At 53.6% G+C, this 15768-nt stretch carries 14 protein-coding genes; 9 read left to right on the plus strand and 5 right to left on the minus strand.

Annotation, left to right across the window (positions count from 1 at the left end; all coding sequences use genetic code 11):
* The first annotated feature begins 11 nt into the window (after window positions 1-11).
* The gene (locus tag OQ371_RS17200) at window positions 12-1739 is read left to right on the plus strand and encodes a RagB/SusD family nutrient uptake outer membrane protein (protein ID WP_265989415.1); all 1728 of its coding nucleotides are present in this window, start codon (window positions 12-14) and stop codon (window positions 1737-1739) included.
* Window positions 1740-1834: 95 nt separating this feature from the next.
* On the opposite strand, the gene OQ371_RS17205 is transcribed toward OQ371_RS17200, so the two are convergent.
* Window positions 1835-2866: an oxidoreductase gene (locus tag OQ371_RS17205; protein WP_265989416.1), complete on the minus strand. Its 1032-nt coding sequence runs from the start codon at window positions 2864-2866 to the stop codon at window positions 1835-1837.
* Window positions 2867-2988: 122 nt separating this feature from the next.
* Between OQ371_RS17205 and tsaE the strand changes: the two genes are divergently transcribed.
* The 3 genes from tsaE (at window position 2989) to OQ371_RS17220 (ending at window position 5215) form a co-directional block, all read left to right on the plus strand.
* A complete protein-coding gene (gene tsaE, locus OQ371_RS17210) occupies window positions 2989-3399 on the plus strand; it encodes a tRNA (adenosine(37)-N6)-threonylcarbamoyltransferase complex ATPase subunit type 1 TsaE (protein ID WP_265989417.1) in 411 nt (136 codons plus the stop codon).
* Window positions 3400-3510: 111 nt separating this feature from the next.
* Window positions 3511-4722 carry an alanine dehydrogenase gene (locus tag OQ371_RS17215; RefSeq protein ID WP_265989418.1) on the plus strand — a complete coding sequence of 404 codons (1212 nt, stop codon included), beginning with the start codon at window positions 3511-3513 and terminating at the stop codon, window positions 4720-4722.
* Between the two features lie 85 nt (window positions 4723-4807).
* Window positions 4808-5215: a hypothetical protein gene (locus OQ371_RS17220; RefSeq protein WP_265989419.1), complete on the plus strand. Its 408-nt coding sequence runs from the start codon at window positions 4808-4810 to the stop codon at window positions 5213-5215.
* A 42-nt stretch (window positions 5216-5257) separates the two neighbouring features.
* On the opposite strand, the gene OQ371_RS17225 is transcribed toward OQ371_RS17220, so the two are convergent.
* The 3 genes from OQ371_RS17225 to thrA all read right to left on the minus strand — a co-directional run bounded on the left by OQ371_RS17225 (window position 5258) and on the right by thrA (window position 10424).
* Entirely contained in the window at window positions 5258-6772 is a 1515-nt protein-coding gene (locus OQ371_RS17225; protein ID WP_265989420.1) for a capsule assembly Wzi family protein, read from the minus strand.
* Window positions 6773-6962: 190 nt separating this feature from the next.
* Complete coding sequence (locus OQ371_RS17230; protein ID WP_265989421.1) at window positions 6963-7892, minus strand: homoserine kinase; 930 nt, start codon at window positions 7890-7892, stop codon at window positions 6963-6965.
* A 69-nt stretch (window positions 7893-7961) separates the two neighbouring features.
* On the minus strand, window positions 7962-10424 hold the full coding sequence (gene thrA, locus OQ371_RS17235) for a bifunctional aspartate kinase/homoserine dehydrogenase I (RefSeq protein WP_265989422.1): 2463 nt from the start codon (window positions 10422-10424) through the stop codon (window positions 7962-7964).
* Window positions 10425-10746: 322 nt separating this feature from the next.
* Here thrA and OQ371_RS17240 point away from each other — a divergent pair, with 322 nt between their 5' ends.
* From OQ371_RS17240 to OQ371_RS17260, 5 genes are all read left to right on the plus strand, one after another.
* Window positions 10747-11850, plus strand: a complete 1104-nt coding sequence (locus OQ371_RS17240; RefSeq protein ID WP_265989423.1) for a vWA domain-containing protein — start codon at window positions 10747-10749, stop codon at window positions 11848-11850.
* 8 nt (window positions 11851-11858) lie between these two features.
* Window positions 11859-12059: a hypothetical protein gene (locus OQ371_RS17245; protein WP_265989424.1), complete on the plus strand. Its 201-nt coding sequence runs from the start codon at window positions 11859-11861 to the stop codon at window positions 12057-12059.
* Window positions 12060-12065: 6 nt separating this feature from the next.
* Window positions 12066-12455 (plus strand): type II toxin-antitoxin system death-on-curing family toxin, encoded by a 390-nt coding sequence (locus OQ371_RS17250; RefSeq protein ID WP_265989425.1) that lies wholly within the window; start codon window positions 12066-12068, stop codon window positions 12453-12455.
* 88 nt (window positions 12456-12543) lie between these two features.
* The gene (locus OQ371_RS17255; protein WP_265989426.1) at window positions 12544-14076 is read left to right on the plus strand and encodes a sigma 54-interacting transcriptional regulator; all 1533 of its coding nucleotides are present in this window, start codon (window positions 12544-12546) and stop codon (window positions 14074-14076) included.
* Window positions 14077-14314: 238 nt separating this feature from the next.
* A complete protein-coding gene (locus OQ371_RS17260) occupies window positions 14315-15367 on the plus strand; it encodes a porin family protein (protein WP_265989427.1) in 1053 nt (350 codons plus the stop codon).
* A gap of 50 nt (window positions 15368-15417) precedes the next feature.
* Here OQ371_RS17260 and OQ371_RS17265 read toward each other — a convergent pair whose 3' ends face one another.
* Window positions 15418-15738, minus strand: a complete 321-nt coding sequence (locus OQ371_RS17265) for a heavy metal-binding domain-containing protein (RefSeq protein WP_265989428.1) — start codon at window positions 15736-15738, stop codon at window positions 15418-15420.
* Window positions 15739-15768: the final 30 nt, after the last annotated feature.

Genomic DNA, 15768 nt, shown 5'->3' on the forward strand with positions numbered 1-15768 from the left:
GACGAAAAATCATGAGAAAAATAACCTTGTTTCTGTTTGTCGTCTGCTGCATGGTGGGGAGTTCGTGCTCAGACAAATTTCTGGAAGTACAGCCCAAAGCGGCTCTTTCCAATACGGCTTTGCAAAATAAAGCCGGTATCAACGCCCTGCTGATCGGTGCGTACTCGCTGCTCGATGGCTGGGCCACGGCTGAGGGCGCCTACCGCTCGTACCAGTCATCGGGCGACAACTGGGTATTTGGCAGTGTGGCTTCCGACGATGCCTACAAAGGAACCATTGCCGGCGACCAGCCGCCCATTTCGCTCATCGAGCAGGGCAACATTCAGTCGGATAACATTTACTTCCGGGGCAAGTGGCGGGGCATGTACGATGGTATTGCCCGCACCAACGACGTGCTGCAAAACCTGGCAATGGCCAAAGACCTGACGGATGCGGAAAGCAAGCAGATCGTCGCCGAAGCGCGGTTTCTGCGGGGGCACTACCATTCTGAACTCAAAAAGATGTACAATAAGGTGCCCTACATTGACGAAACGATTTACAATCCGAACGATCTGGAGAGCACCAAAGTCCCGAACACCGAAGACATATGGCCCAAGATCAACGCTGACTTACAGGCGGCTTACGAGGTGTTACCGGCTACGCAAACCCAGAAAGGGCGCGTTACCAAATGGGCGGCCGCGGCTACGTTAGCGAAAGCGTATCTATTCCAGAAAAAATACACCGAAGCTAAGACACTGCTCGAAGCAATTGTCGCCAGTGGGCAGTACCGCTTGATGCCGCTGTACCACGACAACTTCCGGGCCGTTACCAACAACAACGCCGAATCAATTTTTGAAATTGAGCACTCGGTAAACGATGGAGCCTCCGGCGGGGAAAACGGTAACATCGGGGCTACCCTCAACTACCCCTACGGTGGTGGGGGCGTAACGACCTGCTGTGGTTTTTTCCAGCCTTCGCAAAACCTGGTCAACGCGTTCAAAACCGACGCCAACGGGTTACCGCTGCTCGATACGTTCAACAATGCGGATATCAAGAACGACCAGGGCATTGAGTCCACGGCGGCTTTTACGCCCTACGACGGAACGCTGGACCCTCGACTGGATCATACCGTGGGACGCCGGGGCATTCCCTTTCTGGATTGGGGCATCCATCCGGGCAAGCTTTACATCCGTGATCAGGCCTACGGCGGGCCGTATTCTCCCAAAAAACACGTGATGTACCGCTCTGATGTCGGCACGAACACGTTTGTCAGCAACCCGCGTCTGAACGCCAACAACTACCGGATGATTCGGTATTCGCACGTTTTGTTGTGGCTGGCCGAAGCGGAAGTGGAGGGGGGCAGTCTGGAAAAAGCCCGGGAGTACGTCAACCAGATCCGTCGGCGGGCGGCCAATCCGGACGGTTTTGTCAAAACACCGGACGGCAAACCGGCGGCCAATTACGTCATTAGCGAATACACCGCCCCCTGGACCGACCAGGCCGTGGCCCGGAAAGCCGTGCAGTTTGAAGAGCGACTGGAATTCGGGATGGAAGGCCACCGCCGGTTCGACCTGGTGCGCTGGGGCATTGCCGATCAGGTGCTGAATGCGTATTATGTGGACGAGGCTAAAAAACGTCCTTACCTGAACGGGGTGAAATTCATCAAAGGCAAGCACGAGTATTTCCCCATTCCGTTGCAGGAAATCCTGAACAGCCAGAAAAACGGTACGCCCACGCTGGTCCAGAATCCGGGCTATTGATGGGTGGGAAGTGAGAAGAAAGACAAAAGAGTAAAGACAAGAGAGAACAGACGAAAAGCGGTCTTTCTTCCCTTGTCTTTACTCTTTTGTCACTATCAAAACTCCAGTACTTTTTGGGTCTGGCTGCTTTCGTTGGCCAGTTCAATAATCCGGATGACGGCAATGGCCTGCTCAGGAGTCACTTCCTGCGGTTTTTCGCCGACGATGGCCTGGTAGAGGTTATCGTAAAAATGGTGGTAGTTGCCCGGCTGGCTCGGGAAGGTAAAACGGCCTTCGGGAGTAGTGAGCGTACCGTACTGGCTTTCGGGTTCGGCGCCCCAGTCCGGCGTACTGGGCAAAATATTTTTGCGCTGGGTTTCTTCCTGGATGTCCAGGCCGTGTTTGATAAACGAGCCTTTCGTGCCGTGGATGATGTAGCGCAGGCTGCTGTCGATGGTCAGCATCGACGATTTCAGAATCACGCGCTTATCGGGGTAAAACAGCCGAACATCAAAATAATCGTCCAGCACACCGCCTTTCCGAATGACCCGGACATCGCCCGAAACCGCTTCCGGCAGCCCAAACAACGCAACGGCCTGGTCGATCAGGTGCGATCCCAGGTTAAACAGGTTGCCACCGCCCTCGGCATCCTGTTCTTTCCAGCTAGCGGCCACCTCGGGCCGGAACCGGTCGTAGCGGCATTCGTACTCCACAATGTCGCCCAGTTGATCTTCCCGCAGGAGTTGTTGAATGGTCAGAAAATCCGCGTCGTAGCGCCGGTTCTGGTACGGTATCGCCACCAGCCCCTTCTGCCGGGCGAGTTCCAGCAATTCGCGGGCCTGGGCCGAGGTGTTGGCAAACGGTTTTTCGATCAAAACGTGCTTTCCGGCTTCCAGGGCGGCTTTGGCGTACGAAAAATGGGTGTCGTTGGGCGAACTAACAATGACGAGATCGATATCCGGGTCGGCCAGTAAGTCTTCGTGGCTGCGCACGGTTTGGATCGTTGGGTCAAACGCTTCGGCTTCGTTGCGGTGCCGCTCAACCACTTTCACAATTTTAAAATGGGGGTTAACCGTCAGAAAAGGCGCGTGGAAATACCGGCCCGACAGTCCGAAACCAATTATTCCAACCTGAATGGTACGAGACATGGGATAGAGGAAACAAAGTTGCGGGCCGAAGATGGCTAATTTTGCCCAGAAGGTCAACAATGGGGCATAATCTGTCGGAGACGAAGAAAAATGTTATCTTTGGAAGTGAATTATGGTACGGAATGACATTACGCTTTCAGAGAATTGATGAATTAGAGACCGTCGCCGGGCAATTGATCGACGCCGGACGCTCGCATTCCGTCTGGCTGTTCGAAGGCGAAATGGGGGCGGGCAAGACCACGCTGATCAAAGCGGTCTGCCGGCGGCTGGGGGTAGTCAACACCGTTCAGAGCCCCACTTTTTCGATTGTAAATGAGTATGTTACCCAGACCGGTGAGCCCATTTATCACTTTGACTGTTACCGGCTTCGGGACGAGGAGGAAGCCCTCGACAGCGGTCTGGAAGAGTACATTGATTCGGGAGAACGCTGCCTGATTGAGTGGCCGGAGCGAATCGCTGGCCTGTTGCCGCCCGATGCCTGGACCATTCAGCTCCGGGTAGAAAATGAAGAACGAGTATTAGAAACTAAATAGACACACAAAGTACGAATTAAGAGAGACGAATCATTCAAGATGTTGGGGCGGCTGAACCGCGTTTGAAAAAATTGTCTTTCAGAGTTCGTAATCCATAAATCCCGTTTATAAGTGACTGGGTTTGAAGAATTAGCGAAGCAAACGGCACTTTATCCGCAGGAAGCTCCTGCTGCTGTTAAGAAGCAACAAGGTAGCCTGATGATCGGGTTGCCCAAAGAGGTTTCCCTGCAGGAAAACCGGATTGCGCTCACCCCCGAAGCCGTCGCCATTCTGGTGCGAAACGGCCACGAAGTACTGGTCGAAAAAGGGGCTGGCATAGGGGCCAAGTTTTCGGACAATGACTACAGCGAAGCGGGAGCGTTGATTGCTCCGTCGGCCAAGGAAGTCTACAACGCAAACCTGATTCTGAAGGTTGAGCCCCTGGTGGAACAGGAATTTGAGTACATCAAAGCCGGGAGTACGCTGATTTCGGCCGTTAACCTGCCCAACCACGACCGGAAATACTTCGAACGGCTGAACAGCAAAAAGATTACCGCCCTTGGTTACGAATACATCGAGGATAAGGTCGGCGGAATGCCGGTTATTCGGGCGATGAGCGAGATCGCGGGCAGCACGGTTATGCTTATTGCCGGGGAGTACCTGAGCAGCGCCAACAACGGCCGGGGCGTAATTCTGGGCGGTATTACGGGCGTTCCGCCCACCAAAGTGGTCATTCTTGGCGCGGGCACGGTGGCCGAATATGCCGCCCGGACGGCGCTGGGGCTGGGCGCCGAAATCAAGGTGTTCGACAAGCATATTTACAAGCTGCAACGGCTGAAGTACGCCATCGGACAGCATATTTACACGTCGATTATCGAAACGGATACCCTATCGGAAGCCATCCAGCGGGCCGATGTGGTGATTGGTGCCATGCGGGCCGAAGACGGGCTGAGTCCGGTGGTGGTGACGCAGGAAATGGTGTCGCACATGAAACTCGACGCGGTGCTCATCGATGTTTCAATCGACCAGGGCGGCAATTTTGAAACCTCCCGGATGACAACCCACAAAGAGCCCACTTACAAGCTCAACGATGTCATTCATTACTGCGTTCCGAACATCCCGTCGCGGGTAGCCCACACGGCTAGTCTGGCCCTGAGCAACATTTTCCTGCCGTTTTTGTTGAAAACAGGGACCCTCGGGGGGATTGAGGAGATGATGTTTGCCAACCGCTGGTTTATGAAGGGAGTTTACAGCCATAACGGGCTGTTGACCAACGCTTATATCGCCAAGAAATTTAACATGCGCTACAAGGACCTGAGTCTCTTGCTGGCCGCGCGAATTTAGTTGAACGGTTTATTGTTTTCTAGGCAGGGAGTCGGTTTTCCGACGCCTAGAGCCGGAAATGCGTGTCTTGTAAACTGTCAATAAAATGATTCATCATAGCAACGAAAATACCCTTCTCGACGACGCGAATTCGCCCGAAATCAACCGGAAGCTGATGAGCGCGGTTTCGTCGGATTTTATCAAAGTGGCCGATACGCTGCGCGAGGCTTCGTACCAGATACGGAAGCGCGGTTTTTCGGAAAATCCCATTTTTATCGCTTCCCGCCGGGCCACGGAAATTGGTCAGTTGTTGCTGGGCCCGAACGAGCTGGCCGGAAATACCTGGACGTACCGGGCCTCGTTGCTGGACGAGTTTGTGCAGCGCCGGTTGGTGGGCCAGGAGTCGGTGGAGTTGTTCAGGGAAAATTATAAGAACCCCGACGAATTCTGCTGTCTGTTCGTCATTGACGGCGATTTTGCCGGATTTATTTTTATCCCCTTCCCGGAAGACTAATACCGCGATACGGTTTTCACGCCAAAAACCGTATCGCAGCTGCTATTTGCCAATCCGGTATTTATGGTAATCCCACGTTTTGCGGATTCCGGCGTACACGGCGTTGCTGTACCGGAACAGGTCACCCTGGTCGGCGGCTGCGGAAAAGTTAACTCGTAAGCCGCGCTGCGTGAGGGGCAGTTCAAGCATCATGTAGGACGAAAATTGCCGGATGGTTTCCGAAAACGGGGCCTCATAGGTGCCGTAGTTCTGGCTGTAGGAAAACTTGAACTGGAAACCGCAGTTGGTCGCAAACTTTCCCTGAATACCGGCGTGGTAGGCCCGTACCCGGTTGTTGCTGAAAAAACCGTACTGCGACAGTTCGGGCCTGGTGTCGGTGACGGGGGTGATGAACGGGGTGCCGATGGTCCGGCCGAAATACGACCAGCCATCGCGGTACTGGGCGTGGTTGAAATAATTGTCGCGCCCCCGGAGTTTGTTGTGATCGTCGAATACACTTCCGCCCTGGCTTTTGGTGTACAGAAATTCAACGACGGCCCCGGTGATCCGCAGGCCCGACGGAGCCGCGTTCAGATTGCGGAACCGCAAACCCGTCAGGCCGTCTTCAATGTTGGTCAGGTAATACAACGAGCCGTCTTCGTAAACGCTCTGGTGGTACAGCAGAAGCGAAACGGCTTTTGAGCTATATTCTACTCCTATATCAATGCTTCCCAGGTGGTTGCCGATCCGGTTTTCGCGGTCAAAACGGCTGTAACGGGCGGTATCCAGTTCAATCAACCGGCCCAGGCTATTGCCGGTCAGCACAAACAGATAATCCTGAAACCGGGAGGGAAGCCGGCCATTTTTCGCCAGCGACTCGGGCAGTTCATCCGTTAGGCCGCCCCACTGCGCCTGGTGGTTGAATCCGGCGTAAAACTTAACGGGCCAGTTGGGTTTTCCTAGCCGCGCATAGAGCGATTTCTGGTGCAGGTACGAATGAGTGACTTTGCGGTTGTGATTGCCAAACCAGCCGTGAGCAAATGTGCCCCGGAAGGCCAGCAGCCCCTTTGTGAAACCGATGGGCGTGTAATCGGCCAGGCTGATCTGCACTTTGGGCATGGGAAGCGCGTTACCCGACCAGCTATACGAACCGGAACTGAGGGTGGAATCGATCAGTCCCACAATTTCGCGCCGACGCCCGGCCGTAATGTCAAAAACACCGGCCCGAACCTTTACATACGCTTCCGGCAGCAATACTGACATTTTTGCTTGAGCATCAAAGTTAGAGATCAATTCAAAACCGTATCCAATGCCAAACCGATCGCGTCGTTTGGTCGTGGGCGTATCCGACAGCGGATAAAACCGGTAATCCTGCTGGACACCCGCCCGCAAACTGGCGCAGGGCAGCGTACTGGGAATAATGCCGTACTGGTTGGTACGCATCCAGAAGGGAGTTGGTTGGCCGGGAGCGTAAAAGCCGCCCAATTCCGCAAAAAATTGCGTTGGCCGGGTTTCAACGACGGGCTGACCAAAGGCAAAAGGCGGACAGAGAAAAAAGAGAAGTAGCGCTCTTATCATGGCTCATTGAATAGACACAGTTCAATTGAGCATTTCGGGCGCTGGGAAGTATAGCTTCTTCTAATCCGTCGGCTACTAGCCGAGTCAACACCGATGCGTATCCGCGTCGATAAAACCGGAATGGCTATGCTTACGCAAACAACCAGAAAACTCGTTATTTGTATAAGCAAATATAGTTCCAGTTTTTGGTTTACCCAATGATTCGGGGACCTTCCTGGTTGATGCCGGATACGTACACTTCGCTGCCGATACCAACGGTCTGGAAAGCCGCCTGCATGCTGACGCCAACCCGTTGGGCCGTGTCCTGGTCGCGGCTGAGGGCAAACATGGAAGGACCGGAGCCGGAAATGCTGCACCCGAGGGCACCCGCATCGAGGGCCGCGTGTTTAACTTCGTTGAATTCGGGGATAAGAATGGAGCGGATCGGCTCAATGATCACATCAACCATCGAGCGGCCAATCAGGTCGTAGTCGGGTTTCATCAGTCCCGCAATCAGGCCCGCCACGTTGCCCATCTGAATGATGGTGTTTTTCATCGACACCTCATTTTTCAGGATATGGCGCGCGTCTTTGGTGTTGACCTCAATTTCCGGGTGAACAATGGTCGCGTAGAGCTGCGCGGGGGTATTGATGGTAATAATGTCGAGGGGGGTGTAGCTGCGAACCACCACGAAACCACCCATCAGGGAAGGCGCTACGTTGTCGGCGTGGGCCGAGCCGCAGGCCAGCCGCTCACCTTCCATCGCAAACGGAAGCAGATCGATTTGCTTGAGCGGACGGCCCAGTAACTCGTTGATGGCGAACACCCCGGCCACGGCGCTGGCGGCACTGGAACCCAGGCCGCTGCCCAACGGCATTTTTTTGTGCAGAATGACGTCCAGTCCCTGGTCGGATTCGATGTGTTTCAGGTACGTTTGAATGGCAATTCCGGCAGTATTCCGCTCGGTTTGCTTGGGCAAACGGCCTTCGTCGCCCACGATGGCTTTGATCCGGACGCCCGGCTGGCTGCTCTTGCGGATAATAATTTCGTCACCGGGATTATCGACGGCAAAACCAAAGATGTCAAAACCGCAGGCAACGTTGGCCACGGTGGCGGGGGCAAATACTTTTATAGAATCCACGGCTTTAAATTATTGCCAGTTGCAATAACGCTCTTTTATCTAAGATACAAATTCGTCTGGCGATTTGGTTCACGCCAGGTAACTACCAATGCTAACCACGTCGGCAAACACCCCCGTGGCCGTTACTTCAGCACCCGCGCCGGGGCCTTTGATAACCAGGGGCCGTTCTTTATACCGTTCGGTCGTAAACGAGATGATGTTATCGGCGCCCGACAGGGAATAAAACGGGTGCTCGAACCCGACCGACCGCAGTTCAATCGTCACTTTGCCGTTTTCGAAAGTTGCCACATACCGCAGTTTTTCGTTACGGTTTTCAGCTTCCTGGAGCAGGTTTTCGAAGAAAGCGTTGTTGCGTTCCAGTTCCTCGAAAAAGGCCGGGATGCTGGGCGCTGCGATGCAGCTTTCGGGCAGCAGGTTGTTGATGGTCACATCCGACGGCTCAAGTTCAAAACCGGCTTCGCGGGCCAGAATCAGGATTTTCCGGGCCACATCCATACCGCTCAGGTCTTCGCGCGGATCGGGTTCGGTAAAGCCTTTCGCTTTGGCTTCCCGCACCACCTCGGCAAACGAAACGCCGGGTCTGAAGGTGTTGAAAATGTACGACAGCGTACCCGACAGGATGGCTTCGATTTTCAGAAACCGGTCGCCGGAGGTCATCAGGCCCTGCAGGGTATTGATGATGGGCAGCCCCGCGCCGACGTTGGTTTCGTACAAAAACTTGACACCCCGCCGGACCGTTGCCCGTTGCAGGCGCTTGTAGTCGGCGTACGGACCGGAGTTGGCCACCTTGTTCGGCGTCACGATCGACACGTTGGCGTTCAACAGGGGTTCGTAAAACAACGGGATGTCCTTGTCAGCGGTGCAGTCGATGAAAACGCTGTTGGGCAGGTTGTAGTCTTTCAGCTTGTCCACAAAAGCGGGTAAAGACGTAGTGACGCCCTCGCTGGAAAGGCGCTCCTGCCAGTTGGTCAGGTCGATGCCCTTCGGATCGAGCAGCATCTTTTTGGTGTTCGAAACCCCAACCAGACAAATCCGCAGCGACTTTTCGGTCCGCAGGTATTCGTACTGCGCCTGAATCTGTTGCAGCAGCGTCCGGCCAATCAGGCCCGCGCCCACCAGGTAGAGGTTCAGAATCCGGGCTTCGGACTGGAAAAAGACGTTGTGCATCGCGTTGAGCGCCTTCGAGAGGTTGTTCTTGTTGATCACCACCGAAATGTTGATTTCCGAAGAACCCTGCGCGATGGCAATGATGTTGACCCCGTTTTTACCCAATACCGAAAAGAGTTTTCCGGCAATCCCGGAGCTTTTTTTCATGCCCTCACCCACCGTGGCAATGATCGACAGGTCGCGTTCGATGCTGATGTTGTCGATGTGGCCGTGCAGGATTTCGGTCGCAAACTCGGCTTCCAGAATTTCACGGACGCGGTCGGCGTTGCGCGGTTCGATGGCGAAACAGATGGAGTGCTCCGACGACGCCTGCGAGATCAGAATGACGCTGATTTTGTAATGCGCCAGCGTGCTGAACAGCTTGGCCGACACCCCAGCCACTCCGATCATCCCGCTGCCCTGGATGTTGACCAGCACAATGTCGTCGATCGACGAAATCCCCGTGATGGTGAAATCGCGCCGGTCGGCGGTGCGGCTAATGACCGTTCCCTCGTGGCTGGCGTTGAATGTATTCAGAATCCGGATCGGAATGTTTTTGGCAAAAGCCGGTTGCAGCGTGGGCGGGTAAATCACTTTAGCGCCGAAGTGGCTCAGCTCCATCGCTTCGGCGTACGTGATGGTCGGGATGTTGAACGCGTTCGGCACCTTGCGCGGGTCGGCGGTCATCATCCCGTCCACGTCGGTCCAGATGTCGATGAAGTCGGCATTCAGGGCCGCGCCCAGGATGGAAGCCGTGTAGTCGGAGCCGCCCCGGCCGAGCGTCGTGGTTTCGTTCTGAGCCGTCGAACCGATGAAGCCGGTAACAATGGGCAGATCAGCCCCGATGGTGGAGAAATAATCCTTGATTTGCTGATTGGTTGCGGTCTCTTCCACTTCCGCCATGCTGAACTGCGCGTCGGTGCGGATCAGCTGGCGGGCGTCGCAAAACCGGGCCGGAACGCCTTTACTTTTCAGGCATTCGCTGATGACCAGGCAGGACAGCCGCTCGCCGAAGCTCATCACCAGGTCCAGCGTCCGGTCGGACAATTCGCGGATCAGCGAAACGCCCCGCAACAGATCTTCCAGTTCGTTGACCGTCCCGCGAACCGTAGCAAATACCTTGCTCTGCTCCTTGATCGGAATCAGGCTTTTAATGACGTTGAAATGCCGCTCCTCAATGCCCCGAATCAGTTCCAGATAATCCGGATTGTTGGTGGCAGCCATCCGGCCAATTTCAATCAACTGATTGGTAACGCCACTCATTGCAGATAAAACAACCGCACCGAGTACATCGCCGTTCTGGCGGTGGTTTAGGATGATGGAAATGACCTTTTTAATGTTTTCAGCGGACTTTACCGACGTTCCGCCAAATTTGAGGACGTTCATACAGTGGGAAATTATAAAATGATTGATTGTGGGTCAACCGACCGACAATCCGGCTTTCGAATGGTGATGAAGAAAAGGAGCGCAAATATAGGGAAAAAGCAGCTTGTGTGCTGAAAAGAAATCAAAACCAAAGCCCGCCAGCGGCCAGATCAAATGGCTGCGCGGTCGTTTAGGACGGTCGGATTGTCATTTTACGGGGCGGTGAGTAGCCTTAACCGGCCGGTGTGGCAAAAATGCCGGAAAGTTCGTACTTTCACTAAGCGAACAAATCCGCGTAACACACTGTTGTCTCATCAACGACTGCTGACTAACGACCGTATTCATGAAAGGCTTCCAATTCTCTGATTATATTCCGCCTGAAAAAAAAGAAGGCAGTAAATTTGACCAGCTACTCAACATTTTCCAGCAATTGCTGCTGATGACGTCGGGAAATGTGGAGCAGGCACTGGCGTACCTGAACGACCTCGACCGACGCTACGGCCTGACCGACGATCAATACGGGATTGGCAATTTCGTTGAGGAAATGAAAGAAAAAGGCTACCTGACCGAGCAGAACGAAGAAGGTACGCTCGCGATGACGGCCAAAAGCGAGCAGTCCATCCGGCGGTCGGCGCTGGAAGAAATTTTCGGCAAACTGAAACGTTCCAAGTCGGGCGGCAACCACCACACGCCGTATACGGGCGTGGGCGATGAACTGAGCAGTGACCTGCGCGATTTTCAGTTTGGCGATACGCTTGAACAGATTTCCATGACCGAATCCATCCGTAACGCCCAGATCAACAGCGGAGTAGAAGAATTTCGGTTGATGGAGCGCGACCTGGAGGTGGTCGAGAAAGAACAGAAAACGCAGACCTCGACCGTGCTGATGATCGACGTCAGCCACTCGATGATTCTTTACGGCGAAGACCGGATTACGCCCGCCAAAAAAGTGGGCATGGCGCTGGTGGAACTCGTCAAACAGAAGTATCCCAAAGACACCCTCGACATCATTGTGTTCGGCAACGACGCCTGGCAGATTCAGGTAAAAGATTTGCCGTACCTGGAAGTGGGGCCGTATCACACCAACACCGTGGCCGGGCTTGAACTGGCGATGGATTTGCTGCGACGGCGCAAAAACAAGAACAAACAGATCTTCATGATCACCGACGGAAAGCCGACCTGCCTGAAGGAAGGCATCCGGTATTACAAAAACAGTTTTGGGCTGGATCGCAAGATCGTTTCGAAAACGCTGACCCTGGCCGCCCAATGCCGCCGGCTCGACATTCCGATTACAACCTTCATGATTGCCTCAGACCCCTACCTGAAGCAGTTTGTGCACGAATTCACGAAAGTCAACAACGGCCGGGCCTACTACAGCAGTTTGCAGGGCCTGGGAAACATGATGTTTGAGGACTTTCAGCGCAACCGACGCAAGAACATTAAATAACTGCAACGATGGCAACCATTCAAATTTCTTTGGAAGAAGCGGATATGACTCGGTTAGAGCAAAAAGCGCTGTCGCTCGGTTACGAGTCGGTGGATGAATTGATTCAAAAAACAGTTCATGGTTTGTTGGAGACGGAAGAGCAACGTAAGGCACGTTTAATGCATTACATCATCGATAAAAATGCCGAATTGTATCGACGTCTGGCTTAACGAACGATGAATTACCCAGATGTTGAAGATATTATTTCACTACATAAGCTTATCATTCAACAATCTGGCGGGAGTGCAGGCATTCGTGATCAGGGCGGACTGGGTGCGGCTGTGGCTCAACCCCGAATGACCTTTGCCAGTAAAGACCTCTACCCGACGATTGGAGAAAAAGCATCGGCCATCTGTTTCTCATTGGTATTGAATCATCCTTTTGTGGATGGAAACAAGCGAATTGGGCAGGCCGCTATGGAATTCTTTTTGTTGCTCAACGGATATGAAGTGGAGGCTGATGTGGATGAGCAAGAACGAATAATTTTGGATTTAGCGGCTGGTCTATTAGACCGGGATGCATTTACTCAATGGTTAAACAAACGAATTGTTTCGCTTAATTATTAACATCTTAGTTGTTGACTAACAAAAACTAATTCCGGCCAAACCCCGTTAATTCATAAAAGCCACTATTTCGACGTTACACAACGAATTCATGAGCTATTCATCTTTGAAGAGTAAAGAGTTATTAAAAATAAAAACCCTCGGCGAGCTAAAAGCCACTGGTTACAAATCAAAATCCATCAAACAGGAACTTCGCGACAACTTAATTGAAAAAATTAAGGAGAAAGAAGTGGTCTTCCCGGGCATCTGGGGGTACGAAGATACCGTTATTCCGGAGGTCGAACGGGCCATTCTGTCGATGCACCACATCAACCTGCTCGGATTGCGCGGTCAGGCCAAAACCCGGATTGCGCGGCTGATGATCAATCTGCTGGACGAATACATCCCGGTGCTGGAAGGGTCGGAACTCAACGACGATCCGCTTCAGCCGCTTTCCCGGTATGCGCACGACGTGCTGGCCGAGAAAGGCGACGAAGCTCCGATTGCCTGGCTGCACCGCAACGATCGGTATACTGAAAAACTGGCAACCCCGGACGTTTCGGTGGCCGACCTCATCGGCGATGTCGATCCAATCAAGGCCGCAACGCTGAAACTACCGTATTCGGACGAACGCACCATCCATTTCGGTCTGATTCCGCGCTCACACCGCGGCATTTTCGTCATCAACGAATTGCCGGATTTGCAGGCCCGGATTCAGGTGTCGCTGTTCAATATTTTGCAGGAAGGCGATATCCAGATTCGCGGTTTCAAACTGCGGTTGCCACTCGACATTCAGTTTGTGTTTACCGCTAACCCCGAAGATTACACCAACCGGGGCAGCATCGTAACGCCCCTCAAAGACCGGATTGATAGCCAGATCGTGACGCACTATCCGAAGTCGCTGGAAATTGGCAAGAAGATTACGTTGCAGGAAGCCATTGTTAAAACCGAACAGAAAGGAATGGTCAAAACCAACGACCTGATTACCGATCTGATCGAGCAGGTTGCAATGGAAGCTCGTGAGAGCGAGTATGTTGACGCCAAAAGCGGGGTGTCGGCCCGCTTGACCATTGCGGCTTACGAGAACCTGCTGTCGGCGGCCGAACGCCGGGCGCTGCTCAACGCTGAAAAAGAAACGTACGTCCGGATTACCGACCTGTACGGGGTGGTTCCGGCCATCTGCGGCAAAGTTGAACTGGTGTACGAAGGCGAAGTGGAAGGGCCGGTCATTGTGGCCCAGAACCTGATCGGGAAAGCCATTCGGACGCAGTTCCTGAATTATTTTCCCAATCCGGAAAAAGCCAAAAAACAGAAAGGCGGCAATCCCTATAAGAAAATAACCGACTGGTTTGGCGACGGCAACATCATGGATTTCCTAAATGAGATGCCGACCCGCGACTACGAAAACCGCCTGCGGGCCATTGATGGGCTGGATGATCTGGTCGATTCGCTGCATTCGCGCCTGAGTCGTCAGGAAAAGCTTTTCATGATGGAGTTTGCGCTGCACGGTCTGGCCGAACACTCGCTGGTTGGCAAGAAATCCCTGGATACCGGTCAACAGTTCAAAGACCTTCTGGGCAGCATGTTCAGCCCCGGCAGTTCGTTCGGGGAAGACGACGACGATGACGACGAAGACCGGTTTTAAAGAGGTAAGAATGATGAGTTATGAGTGAAGAGTTATGGAAGCGATACGTTAGTGCGTCAGCCAACTCATCACTAAAAAAAGGCAACCCTCACCGAGGGTTGCCTTTTTTTGTGTCGTGAAATGCTACAGGGAAACTACGCAAATTGAAAATCGCGTAGTTTTTCTCTACTCCAGCCTTGCCCAGCGCTATACTTTTGTGCCAACAGTAACACAACAAATACACTCTACTTACTTATTCATGAAATCATCCTTGTTGACCGTTTGTCTGGTCGCAGTCGGCCTGTTGGCGGAGGCTCAGACAACGAAGCCCAAAACCACGGCCCCGGCCGCTAAACCGCAGTCAGCCGCTACGGCACAAAAGAAACCGGCAGCTACCGCACCGAAAAAAACGACCACCGCCTACAAGCCTAAAACGACCGCCAAAAAACCGGTTGCGAAACCGGCCGTAGCCACTGCGCCAAAAGCCGCCACAACGGCCGTCGCTTCGGCCCCGGCAGCCGCCGAAACGGAACCCGTGCTAGCTCAGCAAACTGCGGTAGAAACGACGCCGGTTGAAGCCGTCGAGAAGGAAACCGGCAAACGGTCGAAAAAATCCAAAGCGGAAAAACCGGAAAAAACCAAAGCACCCAAGGCTGAAAAAGTGGCAAAGGTGAAACCGGAACAACCCGCCAGGGTCAAAACGGAAAACACCTACTCCGGCAAGGGCCTGTCGGTCGGTATTCGGGGTGGGGCCAATGCCTGGCTTAACGAATTTGTGTCAGAAGATATGGGTAGTAATGGTGAGCAGGTCCTGGCACCCGGTTTCACGGGCGGTTTGGTGATCAACTACGGCCTTGGTAATGTCTTCTCGATTCAGCCGGAGATTTTATATACCCGCCGGTCGGTAAAAACTACCGGAGAAGCAGAAGGTCAGAAAGCTTCCCTGATCTTATCAACCAGCGCTATTGAAGTTCCGCTTTTACTGAAATTGTCTTTCGGTCGGAAGGTTCGGGTTTTCGTCAATGCCGGTCCGTACGCGGCTTACGGCCTTGATGCACGTGCCAAGCTAGTGGTTAACGGTGAAACGGTGGCTGAAGACACCCAGAAGCTAACCAAAGATGACGCCCGCTTGGAGTACGGCGCAACCGGTGGACTGGGCGTGGCATTTCCCGTCGGACCGGGCCGACTGACGGTCGAAGGGCGGTATACCTACAGCCTGGGAACTAACGCCGATCCACAACCGGCTGGATACATCAGCCAGCAGATTTCTACCGTCTCGGTCGGGTACGTGATCCCGCTCGGAAGAAAATAAGCAACGGAGCGCGGGAAGCGTCCAGTTAGGGCTTCCCGCCCTACCAACGGTTAGTCGACCACCACCGCCGTCCCGTTGGCGCTGACCATGAGCAGACCGCCGTTGTTTCCAATCGTTTGGTAATCCAGATCGACGCCGATAACGGCATTGGCGCCCAGCCGCTGAGCCTGCTCAATCATTTCTTTCATGGCAATGCTTTTTGCTTCACGCAGGGCCTGTTCGTAAGCCGCTGAACGGCCGCCCACGACATCGCGCACGGTAGCAAAGAAGTCTTTGATGAGGTTGGAACCGATGATGGCTTCGCCGTTGGCAAGGCCCAGGTACTTCGCAATTCGTTTGCCTTCGATGTTGGAGGTAGTTGTTACCAGCATAGAATTAAATAGAGTGTAACCGCCTGGCGG

Source organism: Larkinella insperata, assembly GCF_026248825.1.
Taxonomy (GTDB): Bacteria; Bacteroidota; Bacteroidia; order Cytophagales; family Spirosomataceae; genus Larkinella; species Larkinella insperata.

What these genes read in the sequence shown, in the direction of transcription:
- OQ371_RS17200 (WP_265989415.1), top strand. Translation starts at nt 12, where the DNA reads ATGAGAAAAATAACCTTGTTTCTGTTTGTCGTCTGCTGCATGGTGGGG.
- OQ371_RS17245 (WP_265989424.1), top strand. Translation starts at nt 11,859, where the DNA reads ATGGCAACCATTCAAATTTCTTTGGAAGAAGCGGATATGACTCGGTTA.
- OQ371_RS17255 (WP_265989426.1), top strand. Translation starts at nt 12,544, where the DNA reads ATGAGCTATTCATCTTTGAAGAGTAAAGAGTTATTAAAAATAAAAACC.
- OQ371_RS17240 (WP_265989423.1), top strand. Translation starts at nt 10,747, where the DNA reads ATGAAAGGCTTCCAATTCTCTGATTATATTCCGCCTGAAAAAAAAGAA.
- OQ371_RS17205 (WP_265989416.1), bottom strand. Translation starts at nt 2,866, where the DNA reads ATGTCTCGTACCATTCAGGTTGGAATAATTGGTTTCGGACTGTCGGGC.
- OQ371_RS17225 (WP_265989420.1), bottom strand. Translation starts at nt 6,772, where the DNA reads ATGATAAGAGCGCTACTTCTCTTTTTTCTCTGTCCGCCTTTTGCCTTT.
- OQ371_RS17250 (WP_265989425.1), top strand. Translation starts at nt 12,066, where the DNA reads ATGAATTACCCAGATGTTGAAGATATTATTTCACTACATAAGCTTATC.
- tsaE (WP_265989417.1), top strand. Translation starts at nt 2,989, where the DNA reads ATGACATTACGCTTTCAGAGAATTGATGAATTAGAGACCGTCGCCGGG.
- OQ371_RS17265 (WP_265989428.1), bottom strand. Translation starts at nt 15,738, where the DNA reads ATGCTGGTAACAACTACCTCCAACATCGAAGGCAAACGAATTGCGAAG.
- thrA (WP_265989422.1), bottom strand. Translation starts at nt 10,424, where the DNA reads ATGAACGTCCTCAAATTTGGCGGAACGTCGGTAAAGTCCGCTGAAAAC.
- OQ371_RS17220 (WP_265989419.1), top strand. Translation starts at nt 4,808, where the DNA reads ATGATTCATCATAGCAACGAAAATACCCTTCTCGACGACGCGAATTCG.
- OQ371_RS17260 (WP_265989427.1), top strand. Translation starts at nt 14,315, where the DNA reads ATGAAATCATCCTTGTTGACCGTTTGTCTGGTCGCAGTCGGCCTGTTG.